The organism is Amycolatopsis sp. NPDC114503 (genome assembly GCF_055633655.1).
The window spans coordinates 178149-197776 of record NZ_JBVKDT010000013.1 but is presented as its reverse complement, the minus strand read 5'-3'; the positions used below and the strand labels follow the sequence as shown (position 1 = coordinate 197776).

Genomic DNA, 19628 nt, shown 5'->3' with positions numbered 1-19628 from the left:
GGGTCAGCCCGCCTTTCGCACGGACAGCAGCGGGAGCTTCGACTCCGACGAGAACGAGGACCCGCCCACTTGCGTCAAGCCGGTCCAGGACGGCGAGTGCGCCTCGAGCGCGTCCGGGTAGTCGAGCACGAGCAGCGGACGCTCGCGCGCGGCCAGCTGCTGCATCCGGTTCACGACGTCGTGCCGGTCCGCGGGGTTCATCGCCTCGCCCTGCTCGCCGTAGAGGTCGTCCCATTCCTTGCTGCAGTAGCCGGTGTCGTTGAGGATTCCCTGACTCGCGCAGGTGAGGTAGTTGAGCGTGTCGTCCGGGTCGCTGGTCCCGCCGCTCCAACCCCACATAGTCATCGCGAAGTCCTGCGATTTGTTCGCCATGGCCGCTTCGTTGGCCGCCGCGTTGTCGAGCAGCCGCGGTTCGAGCCGGATGCCCAGCTGGGCGAAGTCCCCGCGGACGATCTGGAACGAGCGCAGCCCGGCGCCGCTGTAGGTGTCCTCGGGCAGGATGATCGGGTAGTCCATCGGATGGTCGCCGGCGATCCGGACGCCATCCGGGCCGCGCCGGTAACCGGCCTGGTCGAGCAGCCGGTTGGCCAGGTCCAGGTCGAACGAAGGCGGTTTGATCGAGCTGTCGGTCCAGTCCGCGGTGCCGGGCGCGATCACCGCGCCGCCCGGTTTGCCGTGGCCGAGGAGCGAGGTCTTCACGATCTCGGCCCGGTTGATCGCGTGGTCGAGCGCTTCGCGCAGCAGCGGGTTCGTCAATTCCCGGTGCGCTGCTTGCTGTTTCGGGTTCGCGTTGACGGTGATGCTGTCGAATCGCATGCCCGGCGAGGAAAGCACCTTGAACCCGGACGATTCGAGGTTGCCCACCGAAGTGGCCGGAACGCTTTGCACGGCGTCGAGCTGGTGGCTCTTCAGTGCGGTGATCATCGCGTCGTCGGTGCTGAAGAACTGGATGCCGAACCCGGCGATGTGCGATTTCGGACCGTAGTAAGCGGGATTCCGCTTGAACAGCGCGATCTGTTTCGGCTGGTGTTTGACCAGCACGAACGGGCCGCCGGACACGATGGGCGCGGTGTTGGGGAACGTGGTGAGCGCTTCGCCCTTGTCCTCGGCGTACTTTTGCCAGACGTGCTGGGGCAAGATCGGGACGCTCATCAGTCTGCTTAGGACGTTCGAGACCGGGTTGGCGTAGTGCAACACCACGGTGTTCGCGTCGGGTGCGGTCGCGCTGTCGAGGTTGACCACGTAGTTGGCGAGACCCGCGGTAGGGCCGTCCTGGAATTTCGCGATCGTGCTGAGGGTCCACGCGACGTCGGCGGCGGTGAGCGGCTCGCCGTCGGACCATTTCGCTCCGGGGTGCGTGTGGAAAGTCCAGGTTTGACCGTCCTCGGAAGTGCTCCAGTCGGTGGCGAATTCGGGGGCGTATTTGTCGTTCGGGTCGAGCTGGACCAGGGTCGGGTAGATCTGCTCGAATACCGAGAAAGCCATGCTGACCACAGAAACGAAGGGGTTCAGCGAGTCGATCGGCTGGTTGGCGCCGAAGCGGAACACGCCGCCGTCGGCGGTTTCGCTCTCGGCCTGGCCGCATGCAGTGACGCCGGCGGCGGCCAGCACCACGGCCAGCAGCGCCGTTGCCGCGCGGCGAAAACGGTTTCTCATCAAGGGCCGCCTAGGGCGTGAAGGTGCGGTAGAGCGGGCATCCGGAGTAGTCCGCGCGGACCGCGACCCCGTTCAGGACGACGTCGAACTTCAGCCGTTCCGGCAGCCGTTCATCCGCGCCGACGCGGAACGAGCCGTCCGGCAACGGGACCAGCTCCTCCGGCGGACCGCCGGCAATCGACACCCACAATCGGTTGTCGTGGGCGTAGACGTGCACATTGGACAGCCACGGGTTGTGGCAGCGGTAATGGCCGACGACCTCGGCCCAGGGTGCGGGCGGGTCGTCCGGAGCCGGCAGCGCTGGACGTTTCCGTTCCGGCAGAACGAATTCCGGTGCCGGACCGTCCTCAAGCGCGGCTCGCGTCGCGGCGATGAGGTGAACGACGGTCTCCTGCCACGGGCCGGTGCCGTTGGCCAGCACGACGGCCCCGATCCCGGCGTCCACATCGCACGCGATCGCGGCGTAGTAGCCGATCATGCCGCCGGTGTGCCAGACGTGCGGCCGGCCGGCGAACTCGCCGACCATCATGCCGAGGCCGTACGAACAGTCTTCCTCGTCGATCCGGATCGCCGGAGTACTGAGGTCGTCCACCAGTGATCCGCCGCTCAGCAACAGGCGCAGCCAAGTGGTCATGTCGCGCGCGGTTGAGACGACGCTGCCGTCCGCGGTGGCGGTCTCGATCCAGGTCGCCGGGACTAAGCCGTCCTCGCGGACCGGGACCCGGTCGTCATAGCGCGGTTCATATCCCACCGCACTGCGTGCTCGTATCTCATGGGTGATCGCTGGGATGGCAGCCGACATCCCCAGTTCGGCCAGGAAGTCGCCGAGAAGTTCCTGATACGGCCGTTGGTATATCACCTCCAGCACCAACCCGAGCGCCTTGTAACCGGAGTTCGAGTAGTGGAACCAGGTGCCCGGCGGCGTCGTGGTTTCGGTGTCGCGCAGCGCCCACACCTCGAAGGCGGAGTCGCCGGAGACGTCCGTGCCCGCGATGATCCCGGCGGTGTGCGACATCAGATGGCGCAGCGTGATCGGTGCGTGCGCGGACCGGACGGAGAACCACGGCAGGTAGTCGGTCACCGGGCGGTCCAAGTCGACCAGCCCGGCGTCGCGCGCCCGCAACAGCAGTGCGGCGGTCATGCCTTTGGAGATCGAGCCGATCTGGAACAGAGTGTCTTCGGTCGTCGGCTGCGCGGCGGCCAGGTCGGCGTGTCCGAACGCGCCGGACGCGAGGATCCCGTCGCGGCCGGTGACCGCCATCGAGAGCCCGGCGGCGAAGGACCGTTCGTGCAACGCGGTGCGGCAGGCCTGGTGAAGCGCCTCGTCCACGGCCTGGGGCAGGGGCGGCGTCATGTGCTGGAAACCTCCGGGACCTCGGTGTCCCGACCACGGCGGGTCGATGGGCGCCAGTATCGATCCCGCCGGATCGCGGCAGCCTTGGACGAGAGCCCAGAGATTCGGCCGGTGACTTGTGGCGGTCGCCAAAGCAGTGCCCGGACCGCCGTCGAAGGGCGGCGGCCCGGGCAATCAGCCTGCTCAGCGGGGCAGCGCCCACTTCTGCGCGGGGCTGTTGTTGCACGTGTAGAGCTGCAGTTGGGTGAACTCCTTGGTGCTGCTGTTCGGATCGTCCAGGCAGAGGCCGGAATGCGGGTTCCGCAGCGAGCCGTTGTCCTCGACCCACTGCTGAGCGCCTGTGTTGTTGCAGGTGTAGAGCTGGATGTGGGTGCCGTTCGTGGTGCCGGAATTGTCGGCGTCGAGACACTTGCCGTGGACGCGCAGCGTGTGGTCGGTGCCGACGACCCAGTCCTGTGCGTAGGTCGAATCGCAGCCGTAGAGCTGGATCGGGTTGCCGTCAGTGACCTTCGAGAACGCGTTGTCGACGCACAGGCCCGACGACACTCCGGCGACGATCGGGCCGACGCGCGGGCTCGTTGGTGCCGGGCTGTCTCCGGGGTAGGACGGCGGCGCGGCGTCTGCAGCCCACGCCTTGTTGGCCGTAGTACCGAGGGTGAAGCTGAGCGTGCCGCCGTTGCTGATATCCGGCGCGTACGCCTTGTTCCAGACGCTGCCATTCCACGACGCGTCCTGGACGTACGGCGCGTTGTCCGCCGCCCCGTTGCCGTTGACGGTGAGGGTTTCGCCGGACGGGAGCGTGACGACGGCTTGGCTGAAGACCGGCGAGCCCAGCGCGAGGTCGGCGGTGCCCGGGGTTTCCGGGAACATGCCGAGCGCGGACCAGACATACCAGGCGCTCATCGTGCCGAGGTCGTCGTTGCCGCCGCCGAGACCGTCCGGGGTGTTGTGCCAGATCTTGCCCTGGATCGCCCGGACCGTCTCCTGCGTCCGGTACGGCGCGCCGGTGTAGTCGTACTCCCAGGGCAGTTCGATGCTGGGCTCGTTGCCCATCCAGGCGAGGCCGTCGTTCCCGTCGAAGGTGCGCAGGACGTTGTCCAGGTAGTGGTTCATCACGGTCGGGCCGCCCTTGGCGCGGGTCAGCCCGGCCAGGTCGAACGGCACCATGCCGGTGTAGATGAACGACGTGCCTTCGACCATGCTCTTGCCGTTGGTCGGGTCGAAGTCGAGCGGCCAGTTGCCGTCGGCGTTGCGAGCCTGGACGAAACCGGACTGCGGGTTGAGCAGGTTGCGCCAGCTCTGCGCGCGGTTGCGGTACGTGCGCTGGTTGGCGGTGTCGCCGAGCGCGCCGGCGAAAGCGGACAGGGCGAAGTCCGCGGTGTTGTATTCCAAAGTGGTCGCTGCGGGGCCGTAAGCGTTGCAGCAGCCGAAGTTTCCGTCGTGCGGGAGGTAGCCGAGGCTGTCGAGGTAGTTCAGGCCCGGACGGTCGTAGTTCGGTTTGGAGGCTTGCGCGATCAAGCCCTTGAGCGCGTCGGCGGTGTCGAAGTCGCGCGCGCCGAAGGCGTAGTAGTCGGCGATGATGGCCGCGGCGGGGTCGCCGACCATGACGTAGGACTCGCCGTTGTTCTCCGACCACTTGGGGAAGATCCCGGTCTGCCGGTAATCGTCCACCATGGACTGTGCGGTGTCGGACGCGACCTTCGGCGCCAGCAATGCTTCAAGCTGGGCCTGCGAGCGATAGATATCCCAACCTGAGTAGTTGGCATACACCGCGTCGTGGCCCGCGTCGACGACGTGCGGTTTGCCGTCGAATCCGGGGTACTGGCGGTTGACGTCGCTGATCACGTTGGGATGCAGCAGCGAGTGGTACAGCGCGGTGTAGAACATCTTCTGCTGGTCCGATGTTCCGCCGGTGATCTTGATCTTGCCGAGCTGGTCGTTCCACGCCTGCGCGGCGGTTGTGCGGGTGCCGTCGAAGTTCCAGCCGGGGTTCTCCGCCGCCCGGTTCGCGGCCGCGTTGGCGGCCGACACGTAGCTCACGCCGACTTTCGCTTGCACGACTTGGTTTCCGGAGGTGTCGAAGGTGACCGAACGGCTGCCACTGCTCGCGAAGGGACGATCGAAGAGCAGGTCGAAGTAGACGGTGTAGCTGTTGCCCGCGTTGCAGAACGCGCCGCTGGTGACCTGACCGCGCACTTCGGTGCTCGACACGACGGTGAACTGCGCGTTGCTGGGCCGGTTCTGGCTTCCGTCCACTTTGAACACGAGGTTCGACTGGTTTCCGGCGGGGAAGGTGAACCGGCCCATGCCGCTGCGGGTGGTGGCGGTCAGTTCGGTGTTGACACCGTTGTCGAGCTTCACCCGGTAGTATCCGGCGGACGCGGATTCGTTGCCGTGCTGGAAGTTCACGTTGGCGGACGGGTTCACTCCGCCGACGGTCGGGAGAATCGGCAGGTCGCCCGCCGCGCCGCAGCCTGGCCCCGAGATGTGGGTCAGGCTGAATCCGGTGATCGTCGAATCGTTGTACTCGTACCCTCCGCCCGGCGGCCGGGACGCGGTGTCCGGACTCCACTGGACCATGCCGAACGGAGCGTCCGCACCGGGGAAATCGTTGGCCTGATTGGTGGTTCCGATGAACGGGTTGACCAGGCTGGCCGGATCCGCTGCCGCTCGGCGTTCGGCCGCTTGCACTGGTCCGGCGCACAATCCGGCGACGGTCACGGCCGTTGCCAGCGCGCAGCTCACTCTCGCTCGAACTTTCATCGCGCGTCCTTTTCAATCGGGGGTTAATCAGCTGATCGGAACTCCGCTGGCAACCCGGCCGCGGTCGATCCAGCCGCCGTGGCCGTCGCCGCCTTCCCAGGAATAGACGGAAGCAGCGTTGGTGGATTTGTCGGCGAGGACGTAATCGGCATTGCCGCCACCGGTGAAATCGGCCAAGGCGACGGTGCCGGAATCCGTGGTGACACCGGTAGCCACCTGACCTCGCGAATCCCAGCCGCCTTGCTCGTCGCCGCCGCGATTGAAGAACGCGTTCACCGCACCGCTCGGCGCGATCGTCACGTAGTCGGCCCGGCCGTCACCGTCGAGGTCGGCGAAGCGCACGCTGCGGACGTCGGTGGTGGTGCCGCCGGCGACCTGACCTCGGCCAAGCCAGCCTCCGCGGCCGTCGCCGCCGCGGTTGAGATAAGCGGTGACCGCGCCGTTCTGCCCGATGGTCAGGTAGTCGGCGCGCCCGTCGCCGTCGAAGTCCGCGAACCAGACGCGGCTCGGGTCGGCGGTGGTGCCGGTCGCGACCTGGCCCAGCGGCTGCCATCCGCCGTGGCCGTCGCCGCCGCGGTTGAGGTAGACGATCACCGCGCCGGTCGGTTCGAGCAGGAGATAGTCGGCGCGGCCGTCGCCGTCGAAATCGGCGAATCGGACTCGTGCCGGGTCCGTCGTGAGCCCAGTCGCGATTTGCCCGAGCGGCTGCCAGCCTCCGTGGCCGTCGCCGCCGCGATTCAGATAAACGCTGATTGCGCCGTTCTGTGCGACGGTCAGGTAATCCGCCCTGCCGTCGCCGTCGAAATCGGCCCAGCGGGCCTTTGCGGTGCCGCCGGATTCAGTTCCGGCGCCGAGCGGCTGATGTCCGGCGAACACGCCCTCGGTGTACGCGCGGGCGAGCGCGCCGGAGAAGCTTTCCGCCATTCGCCGGTACCCGGCATCGTTCGGATGCAGGTGGTCGACCATTTCCCCCGGGGTGAGCGCTGGCGGCTCGACGTAGCGGAACCGTTGCCCGGCTTGGGTTTCGTCAGCCTCGAAACCGCGCACGACGGAATTGAACGCCGCGACCCGGCTTTCCAAGCCCGCTGACGTCGGGATCAAACCCAGCAAGAGGACGGCGGCGTTCGGCCGGTCGGCGTAGACCCGGTCGAGCAGGGTGTGCAGCCGGGCCGGCGCGTGGGCCACGTCGATGCCGCGGTCGAGGTCGTTGATGCCGAGGTGCAGCAGGACGACATCCGGCCGGTCGAACGCGAGCCAGCCGTCGATGCCCGCGGTGACCTGGTCGATCGTGTAGCCGCTGTGACCCTCGTTGGCCGGGTCGGGCAGGCTGCCGTTGGTCTGGGTGCCGACAAACCGAAGCGAGTAACGGGGTTCTCCGGAGAGCATTGTCCGCAGTGGAGCCCGATAGGACGAAACGGTGGCGCTGCCCGCTCCGGCCGTGATCGAATCGCCGAGCGGCATGATCCGCACCGCTTGGCCGAGCGGTGCCGCTTCGGCGGAATGGCTCGGTACGGCGGCGGCTAGGAGAACGAAGACAGCAAGAAATCGACGAAGCAGCATGGCAGCTTCCTCCGGCACAACAAGGCGGACGGAACCCGTTCAGGCGAGCGGTGCGAACCCGGAGCCCGAAGGAGAACCGGGGTGCGCTCCGGCGACGAGACCATGGTCAGCCCGCGATGACAACCATGTCAACGGACTGGTCCAGACATGTCTTTGTCAGAAAATCCCGGCTGCGGGAAACCGCGGGAGGCCGTTCAGAATTCGGCGCGAAACACCCGCAGGAAGTCCGCCGCCCAGCGGAATCGGCTCGCGAGCCGGCAGAACCGGCGCACCCGGGGATCCGGGATCTGGTCGTAGACCTTCAGCACCGCTTCGAACCCGCGCGGCCGCAGCTCAGGATTCCAGCGTGGGATATCAGACTCGGCCCGGATCGCCGTCCAGTAGGCCGGGTAGGGATACCAGCGGGACGGCAGCACTTTCTTCAGTATCTGGGTGAATCGGGCAGTCGGGACGGACACCCCGTCGAAGATCAGCGCACCGGACGGGAAATGCCCGGTCAGCCGGCACAGCAGCTGAGATACCTCTGCCTCCCGGAGATACATCAGCAGTCCCTCGGCGAGGATCAACGCAGGCCGATCGGCCGGAATCTCTTCCAGCCACCCGGAATCGGTCACCGACGCGGCGATCATCCGGTAGCCGTCGCCGTCGGAATACAGCCTCCGGCGAAGCGCGATGACGTCCGGCAGGTCGACGTCGAACCACCGCACGCCGGCCGGCGGCTCGAGCCGGAACGCACGGCTGTCCATCCCGCACGCCAGCTGCAGCACCGTCGACTCCGGGTGCGCGCGCAGGAACTCCGCCGCCCAGGTGTCGAACCGCCGCGCCCGCAACGCGACCCCAGACCGGTTGCGGACGATCGACGGCTTGTCGAGCTTCGCCCAGTCGTAGTCGATCCGCTCGACCGCTTCGGCCGCGAGCCGGTCGCCGAGAATGGGTTGCGCGTCCCGGGCGTCCAGCGCTCGAAGAAACAGGGTCACGAGCATCGTCGACTGCACGCCAGTGAGATCTACCCGCCCCGTAGCCACCGTTGAGATCTTACGCGGATCACCAGTGATGACCAGGCGTTGCTTTCACCGTCTTCATCGCGAACTGCGAATTCGTCCGCGCCACGCCCGGCATCCGAGTCAGCTCAGTCATATACAGCTGTTCGTACGCTGCCATATCAGGCACCGCGATCTGCATCAGATAGTCCGGCGTGCCGAACATCCGGCGGCACGACACCACTTCGTCCAGCCGCAGCACCGCCTCCTCGAACGCCTCGACGACTTCGCTGCGTTGGTCCGACATTTCCACGTGCAGCAGCACTTCGAGGCCGCGGCCGAGCGCGGCCGGGTCGACTGCCGCGTGGTAGCCGGTGATCACCCCGGCCGCTTCGAGCGCGCGGACCCTGCGCAGACACGGCGACGGCGACAGCCCGACCCGGTCGGCGAGTTCGTTGTTCGGCAGCCGACCGTCGGCCACGAGGTGGTTGATGATTGCGCGATCAGTCTCGTCCATAGCATTCGATGCTAATCAGAACCGCTGACGGCGCAATCTTTGGCATCGGCTGCCCCGCCTTCCGCACTACCGTCGACACCAGCATTCGACCGGAAGGCAGCACGTGAACTCCCTCGCTCTCTCCCCCGCGGAACGCGCGCAAGCCGCCGCTTCCCTGGCCCGTTTCGTCGACAGCTACGAGGAGTCCCTCCCGGCCCGCCCGATCCTCCCGGACGTCGACCGGGACACTCTGGCGAAACTCCTCGCCGAACCATTTCCGGCAGAAGGCATTGGCGTAGAAGGATTCTTCGCCGAGCTTCAGGACCGAATCGTGCCCAACTCGACCGCCGTCGCGCACCCGCGATTCCTCGCGTACGTGCAGGGTCCGCCGAACGGCATCGCTCCGTACGCCGACGCGATCGCCGCTGTGCTCAACCAAAACTGCAACTTCTGGCAGCTCTCCCCCGCGGCGAGCGTCGTCGAACGCTCGGTTGTCCAGTGGCTGGCCGGTCTTTTCGCGCTCGGCCCGGCCGCGGGCGGCATCCTGACCAACGGCGGTTCCGGCGCGACCAGGGACGCGATCACCACCGCCCTCGCGGACCGCCGCCCGGATTTCCGCGAACGCGGCCTGCAATCCGGTGCGCCACCGCTGGTGCTGTACACCTCCGTGGAGGCCCACCGCTGCGTCGACAAGGCCGCCGCGACGCTCGGCATCGGCCTGGACCACGTCCGGCACATCCCGGTCGACGACGACTTCCGCCTGCGGGTCGACCTCCTCGCCGACGCCATCGCCGCCGACCGCGCCGCCGGGCTCGAGCCGTTCTGCGTCGTCGCCACCGCCGGCACGGTCACCAGCGGGTCGATCGATCCGATCGGGCCCATCGCCGATCTGTGCGCGCAAGAAGACCTTTGGCTGCACGTCGATGGCGCGTACGGTGCGCTGTTCGTCCTCGCCGACTCCGCGCGGGAGGCGTTCGCCCCGCTGTCCCGCGCGGATTCCATCGCGCTGGATCCGCACAAAATGCTGTTCATGCCGCTCGAAGCCGGTGCGCTGGTGGTGAAAGACGCCGGAAAGCTTCGGTCCGCCTTCGCGTTCTCGTCGTCGTATCTGACCGTCGCCGAGGACGACCTGATGCTCGACTTCATGGACTACGGCCCGCAGCTTTCGCGCAGCTTCAAGGCGTTGAAGGTGTGGGCCGCGCTGCGGACGTTCGGCGTCGACACCTTCCGCGCCGCCGCCGAACGCTGCCTCCGCCTCGCCGCGCGGCTCGGCGAACGCGTCGCCGCTGAACCGGGATTGACTCTGCTGAACCCGGTAGCACTGACTGCCGTGTGCGTGCGCATCGACGGCCGCCGCGACGAGGAATACCCGGAGCTGCTCGCCCAGCTCGCGGACGAAGGCACTGCGCTGCTGGGCCCGGCACGGCTGCGCGGGCAAACCGCGATCCGCGCGTGCGTCGCGAACTACCGCACCACCGACGCCGACATCGACCTGGTCGCGGATCGGCTGGCCGCACTCGCCGGAAAGCCTGGCAATGCGCGCAGCGGTCCCGAAATCCGCTAGCGCTGGTCCTGGTGCGGGCATCGACGGCGAACGTAGCGTCCACACTGTGTCGAAAGAAGTACAGCCCGAGCGGATCGACGGGCAGACCGTCGCGATCACCGGGGCCACCTCCGGAATCGGTTTCTTCACCGCCGCACAGCTCGCCGATCTCGGCGCCCGGGTACTGGTCCTCGGCCGGTCGGAATCCCGGGGCAGCGCGGCGGTTTCCGCGCTCCCGAACCCGCGGCGGCACGAGTTCCTTCAGCTGGACCTCGCCGACCGGACGTCCATCGCCCGGGCCGGCGACCACCTCGGCGAGTTGCCGCGGCTGGACGCGCTCGTGCTCAACGCCGGTGTCGTCGCGGGAGCGTTCGGGCCGGGCCAGGCGCGGCGGATCGGCGCGTTCGGGGTGGAGGAGATCGTCGGGATCAATCACCTCGCGCACGCGGAACTGCTGCGGCGCGCGCTTCCGGCGGTCCGGCGGGTGGTCAGTCTCGGGAGCATGCTGACCCGCAAGATCCCGTTCGATCGCGAGAATTGGCTGTCCGAAAGGGATTACCGGGCGCGAGTCGCCTACGCGATGTCCAAGCACGCGGTCGAGATTTTCGGCTTCGAATTACAGCGGCGGTTTGGTGAGATATCAGTGCAGTCAGTTGTTGTCCATCCCGGCGGTGCGATCGACGCGCTCACGCTCGGACGGCCCGGGGCGCGGGTAGCTCGAGCGGTGCTGCGCGGGATCGTGCAGGGAAAGGATCAGGCAGCCCGGCCGGTCGTGGCCGCGGTCGCTTCGCCGGAACTGCGCGGAGGCGAGTACCTCGGTCCGCATCGGACCGCCCATGCGGAGGTGCAACAGCCGGTGACGACGAGCCGCGATCCGGAGCTGGGCGCGTGGCTGTGGGCGGAGACCGAACGGCTGCTCGGCACGCGGATCCCGGCCGAGCCGCGTCACCCGATCGGGTAGAAAGCCGTGAGGGGCCGCCCGTTAACCGACAGCTAGCCTTGAACCGTGGACGATCCGGCGGTTCTGGACGCCTTGGCCCAGCGGCTGGCGCGGATCGGCGAACGCCGGAATCTCGACGTCCCCGCGCTGCTGCGCCGTCTCGGCATCCCGCCGGACCGCACCGGCGTCACCCGCCGGCAGGTCTCGGAACTCACCCGCGAACTGTGGCTCCAAACCGACGACGAACTCTTCGCCCTCGGCCCGCGAGCCCCGCGCGGACTGTTCCGGCTGGTAGTCCGATCGGTCGCGCCCGCGCCCGACCTGCGGACGGCCCTGCACCGCCTGGCAGAAGCCGCCGAAGTCCTGCCTGGCATGCCCGCCGTCGCAGTCCGCGCGGCGAGTCCGCTGACGGAAGTCGAGATCGACGTCCGCCAGCTCGACGATCCCGACCACGTCGCGGCCGAACTGGTCGCCATCGTCGTGCACCGGCTGCTCGGCTGGCTCACCGGACAACGCATCGACCTGCGCGAACTCCGTCTTCCGTGGCCGAAACCGGACCACGCGCCGCACTATGAGCTGGTCTTCGGCCGCCATCCGCAGTTCGACGCCGACGCGCTCGTCCTCGCCTTCGACAGCAAGCTCCTGCCCGCGCCGGTGATCCGCAGCGAGGCGGAGCTGGCTGAGTTTCTCGAGGACCAGCCGGACGTCTGGCTCGCCACCCGCGACTACGGTTCAACCCTCGCCGACCGGGCCCGCGCGATCGTCGAACAGGGTGCCATCGCGCCGGACAGCATTGCTGACCGGCTCGGGGTCAGCACCCAGCACCTGCGTCGGCTGCTGCGGAGCGAGGGCACGTCGATCGGCCAGATCCGGGACGGCGTTCGTCGTGACGCTGCGATCGCCAGTCTCAGTCGCGGCGACGAATCGATCGAGAAACTGGCTCAGCGGCTGGGTTTTTCCGAGGCGAGCGCGTTTCGGCGAGCGTTTCGCCGGTGGACCGGGCGTTCGCTGGGCGACTACCGCTGGCCCGGGAGGCTGATGCGCGGCGAGGCCACCGCACCAGGCTAGATCCGGGACGCAATTCGCCAGCCTCAGCCGCGGCAACGAATCGAGAAATCCAAGCAGCACCTGGGTTTTTCCGAAGCCAGCACACTCCGGCGAGAGCCAGCACACTCCGGCGAGCACCCCGCCGACTACCCCGGCACCCGCAAAGCCCGCATCCGCGCATACAACGTCGTCCGCGAAATCCCCAACGTGCTGGCCGCCCGCACCTTGTTCCCCCCGGCCGACCGCAACGCCGCCACGATCGCGTTCCGTTCCGCCCGTTCGATCGGCGCCAGCTCGTGCCCCGAAGCATCCGCCACCAGCGCGGGCGGCAAATCCCCCGGCCCGATCGCTCCCACGGACCTCTTCCGGATCGCCTGGCTCAGCACGCCGCGCAGTTCCGGCAGGTTCCCCGGCCAGTCGTACGAGCCGAGGATCCGCAGCGCGCCCGGCGTGATGTTGTGCGTCCGCGCGGCTCCGAGTTCGGCCAGCATTCGCGCCGCGACCTCGGGGAAGTCCGGGCGGTGCGCCAGCGGCAGCAGCTCGACGTTCTCCTCGCACGACGCGATCAGCGCGCGCTCCGGGCCGGTCAGCCCCTCGCGCGGGCCGGTGGTCAGCACGAGGTGCGGGCCGACTCCGCGGGCGGCGTGCGTGGCGACCAGGTCGACCAGCTCAGCGGGCAGCAGGTCCGCGCCGTCGACGCAGATGCTGCCGGACCCCGTCTCGACCGCGGCGGTGAACTGCGCGGCCCAGGCCGCCGAGCCGCCGAGTACTGCTTCCGAGCCGGTCAGCGTCGTGCACGGTTCCTCGGGCACGCGCAGCCGCGCCTCGGTGGTGCGGCCGGTTCCGGGCGGGCCGGAGATGTGCACGTGGCCGGGAACGACAGCAGGGCGGCGGCGCGGCGGCCGAGCCTCGGCGGCGCTCAGCGGGCGGATCTCCACCAGCACTCCGCCGCGTGCGCCGGGCACCGGTTCGGCCCGGACCCGCGCGCGCTGGCCGGAGCGCAGTTCGGTCTCCATTTCGGACGGTCGGCTCGCCTCGCCCGCGAGGTTCCACAGCAGCGCGACGTCCGCGCCTTCCAGCAGATCGGCCGCGGCTTGGTTGCACAGCAACAGGTCCGGGCCGATCGCGACCACCGGCCGGGTCGGGCGCGACGTCGCCTGGAACGCGGCCAGCAGCGACCGCTCCGACACCCGGCTGCCCTCCAGCAGCTGCCGTTCGATCTCCTCGACGGCCTTCGCGACCAGCGGCGCGAGCAGCGGATTCGCCTCGGCTGCCAGCAGCGTGATGTCGAGCGCGCCCTCCAGTCTGCGCGTGACCGGGTGGAAAATCGGGTGCCCGTAACAGCTGAAACCGCGCAGCGCCTCGGCGTAGTGCTCTTCCCCGTGCACCACGATGCTCGACCGGGTTTCCAGCGCGGTGCCCGGGCCGGTGGTCCCGACCTCGTCCTCCAGCAGGCAGGTGCCGACCCCGATGCCGAGATGGTCGAGGCAGTCTTCGACGGCGCGGTCGGCGCTCCACCGGTGCACGAGCCTGCCGTCGTGGTCGACGAGCACAGTGGACATCGCGGTGCCGGCGAGACGATCGTCGAGGTCCTCCAGCACCGGCGCGGCCGCCGAGAGCAGCCTGCTGGCCGGGTCGAACTCCTCGGAGCGCAGACCGAGCAGCGCGGTTTCGGGCCGCACACCGGCGAGCGAGGCGCGCCGCCAGGACTGGGCGATCGGTTCCCGCAGCACCGCGCTGCGCGAGGACGTCATTGAACTCACGCGGATCTCCACCTTCGTTGGTGACGCGCAGCAGGATAACCATCGCTCTCCGCTGCCGCTGTACAGAACTTGAACACTCAAGCCCGGATTCACCCGGCAAGGTGGTCCCCCACCACCACCCGCGTGCACGTGCTGCGTTCCGGCACGCGGTCCTTACCTCGAAAGGGGAAGCAGCGTGACTCTCAGTCACTCCGAGCCCGACACCGGGAAGGAGCGCGGGGGCGTTTCCCGGCGCGGATTCCTCGGCTACGTCGTCGCGGCCGGGACCCTCGTCGTAGCCGCCGACGTCGGGCTCTCCACCCCCGCGGCGGCCGCCGTTCCCTCCGCCCCGCAGCCGCCCGAGCTGTACGACCTCAACGACGCGCTCACCGACGCCGGGCTTCCGACGTCGCAGCTGATCACCGTCACCATCAACAAGGACGGCAGCGCGTCGTTCGAGATCCCGCGCGCCGAAGTCGGCCAGGGCATCACCACGTCGACCGCGATGATCATCGCCGAGGAGCTGGACCTGCCGGTCGAGAAGGTGCACGTCACGCTCGCGCCCGCGCGGCCGGAACTGCTGTTCAACCAGCTCACCGGCGGGTCGAACACCACGGTCTCGACCTATACGCCGATCCGCGTCGCCGCCGCGATCGCCAAGCAGCAGCTGCTCGAAGCGGCGGCGATCCTGCTCGGCGGCACCGCCGAGCGGTTCATCGTCAAGGGCGGCGTCGTCACCGCGCCGAACGGCAAGACCGCGACGTACGGCGAACTGGCGACGAAGGCCGCGTCCAGCACCACCAAGCAGGTGCAGCTGGACCCGAGCAAGCTCAAGGGCTCCGGCGACTTCAAGGTGCTCGGCAAGCCGCAGACCCGCCTCGACGCGCACGACATCGTGACCGGCAAGAAGCAGTTCGCGATGGACCTGGACATCCCCGGCGCGCTGCCGACGATGATCTGCCGTCCGCCGACGCTCAACGGCACGCCGAAAGCCGTCCGCAACAAGGCCGACGTGCTGAAGCTGCCCGGCGTCACCGACATCGCGATCATCCCGACCGGAGTCGCGGTCCGCGCGGAAACGTTCGGCCAGTGCATCGACGGCGTGCGGGCGCTGCAGGTCGACTGGGGCCCCGGCAGTGTCGAGGGCCAGAACGACGAATCCGTGCTCGCCAACCTGCGCCGCGCCGAGCTTCCGCTGGCGGTGCCGAAGGTTCCGGTGCTGACCAAGACGGTCGAGGCGGACTTCGAGTTCATGTTCCGCTCGAGCGCGGCGCTGGAGCCGTACTGCGCGGTCGCCGACGTGCGCGACGGCAGCGCGGAGATCTGGGCCGGGCTGAAGTCGCCGATCGTCACCCAGGGCGAGGTCGCGCAGGCGGTCGGATTGCCGCAGGGCAAGGTGAAGGTCCACGTCGTCACCGGCGGCGGTTCCTTTGGCCACAAGCTGTTCGGCAACCACGCGATCGAAGCGGCGCAGGCGTCGAAGGCGTTCGGCAAGCCGGTGCGGCTGATGTGGCACCGCGCCGACGAGCCGCGCCAAGGGCGGCTGCACCCGATGGCGACGTCGCGGATCCGGGCCACCGTGCTCGCCGGGAACGTGCTCACCTTCGAGCAGCGGCACACCTCCGTCGAGACCTCGTTCCGGCACGGCCTCGGCGAAATGCTCACCTCGGTCGCCACGAAACTCCCGACCGGACTGGGCAACCTCGGCGTTGCCGAGGCGGTTTTCGTGCTGAGCCAGGAAATGCCGTACAACTTCGGCGTCGTCGACCAGACGCTCACCGAAACCGACCAGCGGTTCAACACCGGGTCGATGCGCAACGTCTACTCGCCCGACGTCGGCTGCGCCAACGAGCTGGTCGTGGACATGCTCGCCAAGGCGATGGGCAAGGACCCGTACGACTTCCGGATGGAATTCCTCAAGAACGACAAGGTGAAGGGCGTGCTGCGCAAGGTCGCCGAGGTCGGCGGCTGGGGCAGGAAGATGGCCCCGGGCACCGCGCAGGGCATCGCGATCCACAAGGAATACAAGGGCGCCAGCGCCTGCCTCGTGGAAATCGACTGCCGCCCGGAGACGGTCAACCGAAAGGTCCGCGACGGCGTCACCGGTCCGCGCGTGACCAAGGCGGTCATCGCGCTCGACGCCGGGCTGGTGATCAACCCGCGCGGCCTCGAAGCGCAGATCATGGGCGGTTTCGCCGACGGCCTGGCGCTCGCGCTGACCAGCAGCGTCCACCTGAAGGACGGGCATTTCCTGGAAGCCAGCTGGGACAACTACTTCTACACCCGGCAGTGGAACATCCCGCAGGACTTCACCGCGATCGCGATGCCGTCCAACGGGGAGCAGCCGGGCGGCGCGGGCGAAGCGGGCGTGGCCTGTTCCGTCGCGGCAGTCGCGTGCGCGTACGCCCGCGCGACCGGGAAGGTCCCGAAGCGGTTCCCGATCAACCACGACGACCCGATCGGCTTCGAGGTCAAGTCGTTCGTCCCGCCCGTTCCCGAATCGCCGACCGACGGCCTGAGCCACACCTACTGAGGAGCACGATGAGCAAGCACACCTTCATCCTCAACGGGAAGCCGGTGTCCGTCGACGTCGACGACAACGTGCGGCTGCTGTGGGTCCTGCGCGACGTGCTCGGCGTCCGCGGGCCGAAGTACGGCTGCGGCATCAACGTGTGCAAGGCCTGCACGTCGCACTTCAACGGCAAGGCGTTCAACCCGTGTTCGGTGCGCGTGGCCGACATCAAGGCCACCGACGAGATCACCACGATCGAGGGCCTGCCGGACACCGTGAAGGCCGACCTGCATCCGATGCAGGAAGCGTGGCTGGAGAACGACGTCGCGCAGTGCGGCTACTGCCAGCCCGGCCAGATCATGGCGGCGGTCGCGAAGGTCAAGGAGGCCAAAGCGAAGGGCCGCGAGATCAACGACGCCGACCTGGACGAGATCCGCAACGTCTGCCGCTGCGGCACGTACTCCCGGATCCGCGAGGCGATCAAGGCCGGCGCCGCGAAGATGTGACCGGTTTCGCTTGCCCCGCAGTCGTTTCCGGCTGCGGGGCAAGTTTTCCGGTCTGTGCCAGCGTCCCGCCGCAGAGCAGCACCGCCACTCCGATCAACTGCACCGCGCCCAGCGCTTGGCCCAGCAACAGCCACGCGAGCAGCGCGGCGACCAAGGGTTCGGCCAGCGCGAGGACTCCTGCCAAGGCGACCGGCAAGCCGCTCAGCGCGTGCAGCCCGGCCAAGTACGGCAGCACAGTGCCGAAGACAGCCAGAATCAGCAAAGCCAGCCAGACCGGCATCGTCATCTCGCCTAGCGCCACCGGGATCGAATCGACCTCGAGAGTCCATAGTGGACTCATGGCGATGGTCGCCACCGCCCCGATCGTCAGCCCCGCGGCGGTCATTCCGAGCGGATCGTGCCGCCGCGCACCGCGTTCGCCGAGCAGGAAGTATCCGGCGGAACAGACCGCTGACGCCACTCCGGCCGCGACGCCCGGAAAGTCCAGCCGCGCACCGGGTCCGAGCCCGGCGATCAGGACCAGCCCGGCGATCGCGAGCGCGATTCCCAGCCACACCGCCACCGGCAGCCTCGTTCGCCGGACGACGCGCACCCACAGCGCGACCAGCACCGGCGACAGATTCACCAGCACCATCGCCACCGCGACCGGAATCCGGGACACCGCAACGAAAAAGAACAGTTGCACACCCGCGACCCCGAGGAGTCCGTAGCCGAGCGGCAGCCACAGTTCAGCACGCCGGAACCGCAACGCGCGCGGCCTCAGCAGCGCGACCCCCGGCGTCAGCAGGGCCGCCGCCAGGCCGATCCGCACCGCGGTGACCGCCGCCGGGCTCCAGCCCGCGTCGAGCACCGCCTTGGCGAGCGGGCCGGAACTCGCGAACAGCACCCAGGAGACCAGGCTCAGCCCGGTCGCCCGCGCGGTACTGCCCTGGTCGGCCACGTCCGCATTCTGCGTCCCGGCCCGGAGGCCGGGCCACCGGTTTTCCCGGTATGACGCGGGTCACATCTCCAGTTGTCACATCCGGCGGGCGGCCGGCATCTCATGGGCATCCGCTTCACCACACTGGAGGATCTGATGAGCGCACGGTTCGACATGATGAGCAACGACCTCGGCAAGTCGCTCGGCAAGCGGTTCGCCGGTCTGAGCATGCTGCTGCGCAACTCGGCGCTGCCGACGTCCACGCAGGAGCTGGTTTCGCTGCGGGCCAGCCAGATCAACGGCTGCGGCTTCTGCACCGACATGCACACCAAGGACGCCACCGCGGCGGGCGAGACCGCGGAACGGCTCCACCTGGTCGCCGTCTGGCGAGAGGCGACCGTCTTCACCCCCGCCGAGCGGGCCGCGCTCGCGCTGACGGAGGAGGGCACCCGGATCGCGGACGCCGGCGACGTTTCCGACGAAACGTGGGCGCAGGCGCGCGAGCACTACGACGACGACCAGCTCGCCGCCCTGGTCATGCTGATCGGCCTGATCAACGCGGCCAACCGGATGAACGTCATCGTGCGCACGCCGGCCGGGCTGTACCAGCCGGGCCAGTTCGCCAACGCCAGCTGAGGCGAACACGGGACGCCGCCGGGCAACGGTGGGACTCGGCGGCGACCCGCGCGCTTCCCCGACGCGGGGGGCCGGGGTGTCTTTCCAGCGTGCTGAAGTCCACTCTCGCCGGGGAACGGCTGGCGGACAACGGGCTGGTTTTCAAATGGTGACAACGGCCCGGGTCACTGCGCGACGGCCAGCGCACGGGACACCCGGCAGGCGGTGCGGCGCAACGACTGCAGCGGAGCCGATCCCAACCGCCGTGCGGGCAAGGAAATCGCGACCGCGCCCAACGCCCCCGGCACGCGGACCGTCGCCGCCACACAGGCCGTACCGAGCAGGTACTCCTCACGATCGCTGAAGACCTCACCGCACTGCGCCAACTTCTGCTCCAGGACGCGGCTGTCGGTAATGGTGTGCGGCGTGAGGTCCGTCAGCCGGTGCCGCGACAGGTAGTCCCAGCGGTGCTCGCTGTCGAGGCCGGACAGGATGCACTTGCCGAACGCCGTCGCGTGCGCTGATTCGTGGACGCCGACCCACAGGTCGACCGACGGGGCGGCGGCGCTGTCGGCGATGTCGATGAGTTTGATGTCGCCGTCGGTGTAGAGCGAGAGGTACGCGGCTCCGTGCGCCTCGTCGCGCAGCGCTCGCAGCGCCGGGCGGATCCGCGGCAGGAAGGCGTGCAGTGACGTGCGCTGGCACAGTTCGCTGACCTGGCCGCCGAGTGCGTAGCCGTCGTCGAGTTTCCGGAGGTAGCCCTCGTGGACGAGGGTGCGCAGCAGGTGATACGTCGTGGGCAACGGCAGTCCGACGCTGCGAGCGAGCACTTTGGCCGGCACCGGCCGCTCGCTCGCGCCGACGGCGTCGAGCAGGTGCAACGCGCGCCGCACGGACCCGATCAAGGTCGGCCCGGCCGTCATCCCGTCACCTCCGCCCCGGGGTCTCCAGGATGCGCTTCCTGGTCTGACCTGGGCAAGGGCAGTTCCGCGAGG

15 protein-coding genes are annotated in these 19628 nt (G+C 68.7%); 6 read left to right on the top strand and 9 right to left on the bottom strand.

All coding sequences use genetic code 11. From position 1 onward, the window contains the following. Positions 1–3 precede the first annotated feature (3 nt). From ACZ7OI_RS39895 to ACZ7OI_RS39870, 6 genes are all read right to left on the bottom strand, one after another. Complete coding sequence (locus ACZ7OI_RS39895) at positions 4–1656, bottom strand: ABC transporter substrate-binding protein (protein ID WP_470269312.1); 1653 nt, start codon at positions 1654–1656, stop codon at positions 4–6. Positions 1657–1666: 10 nt separating this feature from the next. Then, on the bottom strand, positions 1667–3010 hold the full coding sequence (locus ACZ7OI_RS39890) for a serine hydrolase domain-containing protein (RefSeq protein WP_470269311.1): 1344 nt from the start codon (positions 3008–3010) through the stop codon (positions 1667–1669). 183 nt (positions 3011–3193) lie between these two features. After that, entirely contained in the window at positions 3194–5773 is a 2580-nt protein-coding gene (locus ACZ7OI_RS39885) for a lectin (RefSeq protein WP_470269310.1), read from the bottom strand. A gap of 27 nt (positions 5774–5800) precedes the next feature. Further along, positions 5801–7333 carry an FG-GAP-like repeat-containing protein gene (locus ACZ7OI_RS39880; protein WP_470269309.1) on the bottom strand — a complete coding sequence of 511 codons (1533 nt, stop codon included), beginning with the start codon at positions 7331–7333 and terminating at the stop codon, positions 5801–5803. Between the two features lie 194 nt (positions 7334–7527). Then, the gene (locus ACZ7OI_RS39875) at positions 7528–8358 is read right to left on the bottom strand and encodes a class I SAM-dependent methyltransferase (RefSeq protein WP_470269308.1); all 831 of its coding nucleotides are present in this window, start codon (positions 8356–8358) and stop codon (positions 7528–7530) included. Positions 8359–8377: 19 nt separating this feature from the next. Next, a complete protein-coding gene (locus ACZ7OI_RS39870; RefSeq protein ID WP_470269307.1) occupies positions 8378–8830 on the bottom strand; it encodes an Lrp/AsnC family transcriptional regulator in 453 nt (150 codons plus the stop codon). Positions 8831–8933: 103 nt separating this feature from the next. On the opposite strand from ACZ7OI_RS39870, the gene ACZ7OI_RS39865 reads away from it, so the two are divergent. The 3 genes from ACZ7OI_RS39865 to ACZ7OI_RS39855 are packed head-to-tail and all read left to right on the top strand — an operon-like array spanning position 8934 to position 12360. Next, positions 8934–10373 (top strand): pyridoxal phosphate-dependent decarboxylase family protein, encoded by a 1440-nt coding sequence (locus ACZ7OI_RS39865; protein ID WP_470269306.1) that lies wholly within the window; start codon positions 8934–8936, stop codon positions 10371–10373. A 46-nt stretch (positions 10374–10419) separates the two neighbouring features. Beyond that, the gene (locus tag ACZ7OI_RS39860) at positions 10420–11313 is read left to right on the top strand and encodes an SDR family NAD(P)-dependent oxidoreductase (RefSeq protein ID WP_470269305.1); all 894 of its coding nucleotides are present in this window, start codon (positions 10420–10422) and stop codon (positions 11311–11313) included. Positions 11314–11358: 45 nt separating this feature from the next. Beyond that, on the top strand, positions 11359–12360 hold the full coding sequence (locus ACZ7OI_RS39855; protein ID WP_470269304.1) for an AraC family transcriptional regulator: 1002 nt from the start codon (positions 11359–11361) through the stop codon (positions 12358–12360). A gap of 125 nt (positions 12361–12485) precedes the next feature. On the opposite strand, the gene ACZ7OI_RS39850 is transcribed toward ACZ7OI_RS39855, so the two are convergent. After that, positions 12486–14093, bottom strand: coding sequence for a sigma-54-dependent Fis family transcriptional regulator (locus ACZ7OI_RS39850; protein WP_470269364.1), 1608 nt, complete (start codon positions 14091–14093; stop codon positions 12486–12488). A gap of 184 nt (positions 14094–14277) precedes the next feature. Here ACZ7OI_RS39850 and ACZ7OI_RS39845 point away from each other — a divergent pair, with 184 nt between their 5' ends. Both ACZ7OI_RS39845 and ACZ7OI_RS39840 read left to right on the top strand, forming a co-directional pair. After that, entirely contained in the window at positions 14278–16614 is a 2337-nt protein-coding gene (locus tag ACZ7OI_RS39845) for a molybdopterin cofactor-binding domain-containing protein (protein WP_470269303.1), read from the top strand. An 8-nt stretch (positions 16615–16622) separates the two neighbouring features. Then, a complete protein-coding gene (locus ACZ7OI_RS39840; protein ID WP_037817840.1) occupies positions 16623–17099 on the top strand; it encodes a (2Fe-2S)-binding protein in 477 nt (158 codons plus the stop codon). Here the strand turns inward: ACZ7OI_RS39840 and ACZ7OI_RS39835 are convergent. Further along, complete coding sequence (locus tag ACZ7OI_RS39835; RefSeq protein ID WP_470269302.1) at positions 17074–18039, bottom strand: EamA family transporter; 966 nt, start codon at positions 18037–18039, stop codon at positions 17074–17076. The two genes, ACZ7OI_RS39840 and ACZ7OI_RS39835, sit on opposite strands and share 26 nt — an antisense overlap. Positions 18040–18174: 135 nt before the next feature. Here ACZ7OI_RS39835 and ACZ7OI_RS39830 point away from each other — a divergent pair, with 135 nt between their 5' ends. After that, positions 18175–18654, top strand: coding sequence for a carboxymuconolactone decarboxylase family protein (locus ACZ7OI_RS39830; RefSeq protein WP_470269301.1), 480 nt, complete (start codon positions 18175–18177; stop codon positions 18652–18654). Positions 18655–18818: 164 nt separating this feature from the next. Here the strand turns inward: ACZ7OI_RS39830 and ACZ7OI_RS39825 are convergent, their stop codons facing one another. Then, complete coding sequence (locus tag ACZ7OI_RS39825; RefSeq protein WP_470269300.1) at positions 18819–19556, bottom strand: IclR family transcriptional regulator; 738 nt, start codon at positions 19554–19556, stop codon at positions 18819–18821. Between the last annotated feature and the right edge of the window lie 72 nt (positions 19557–19628).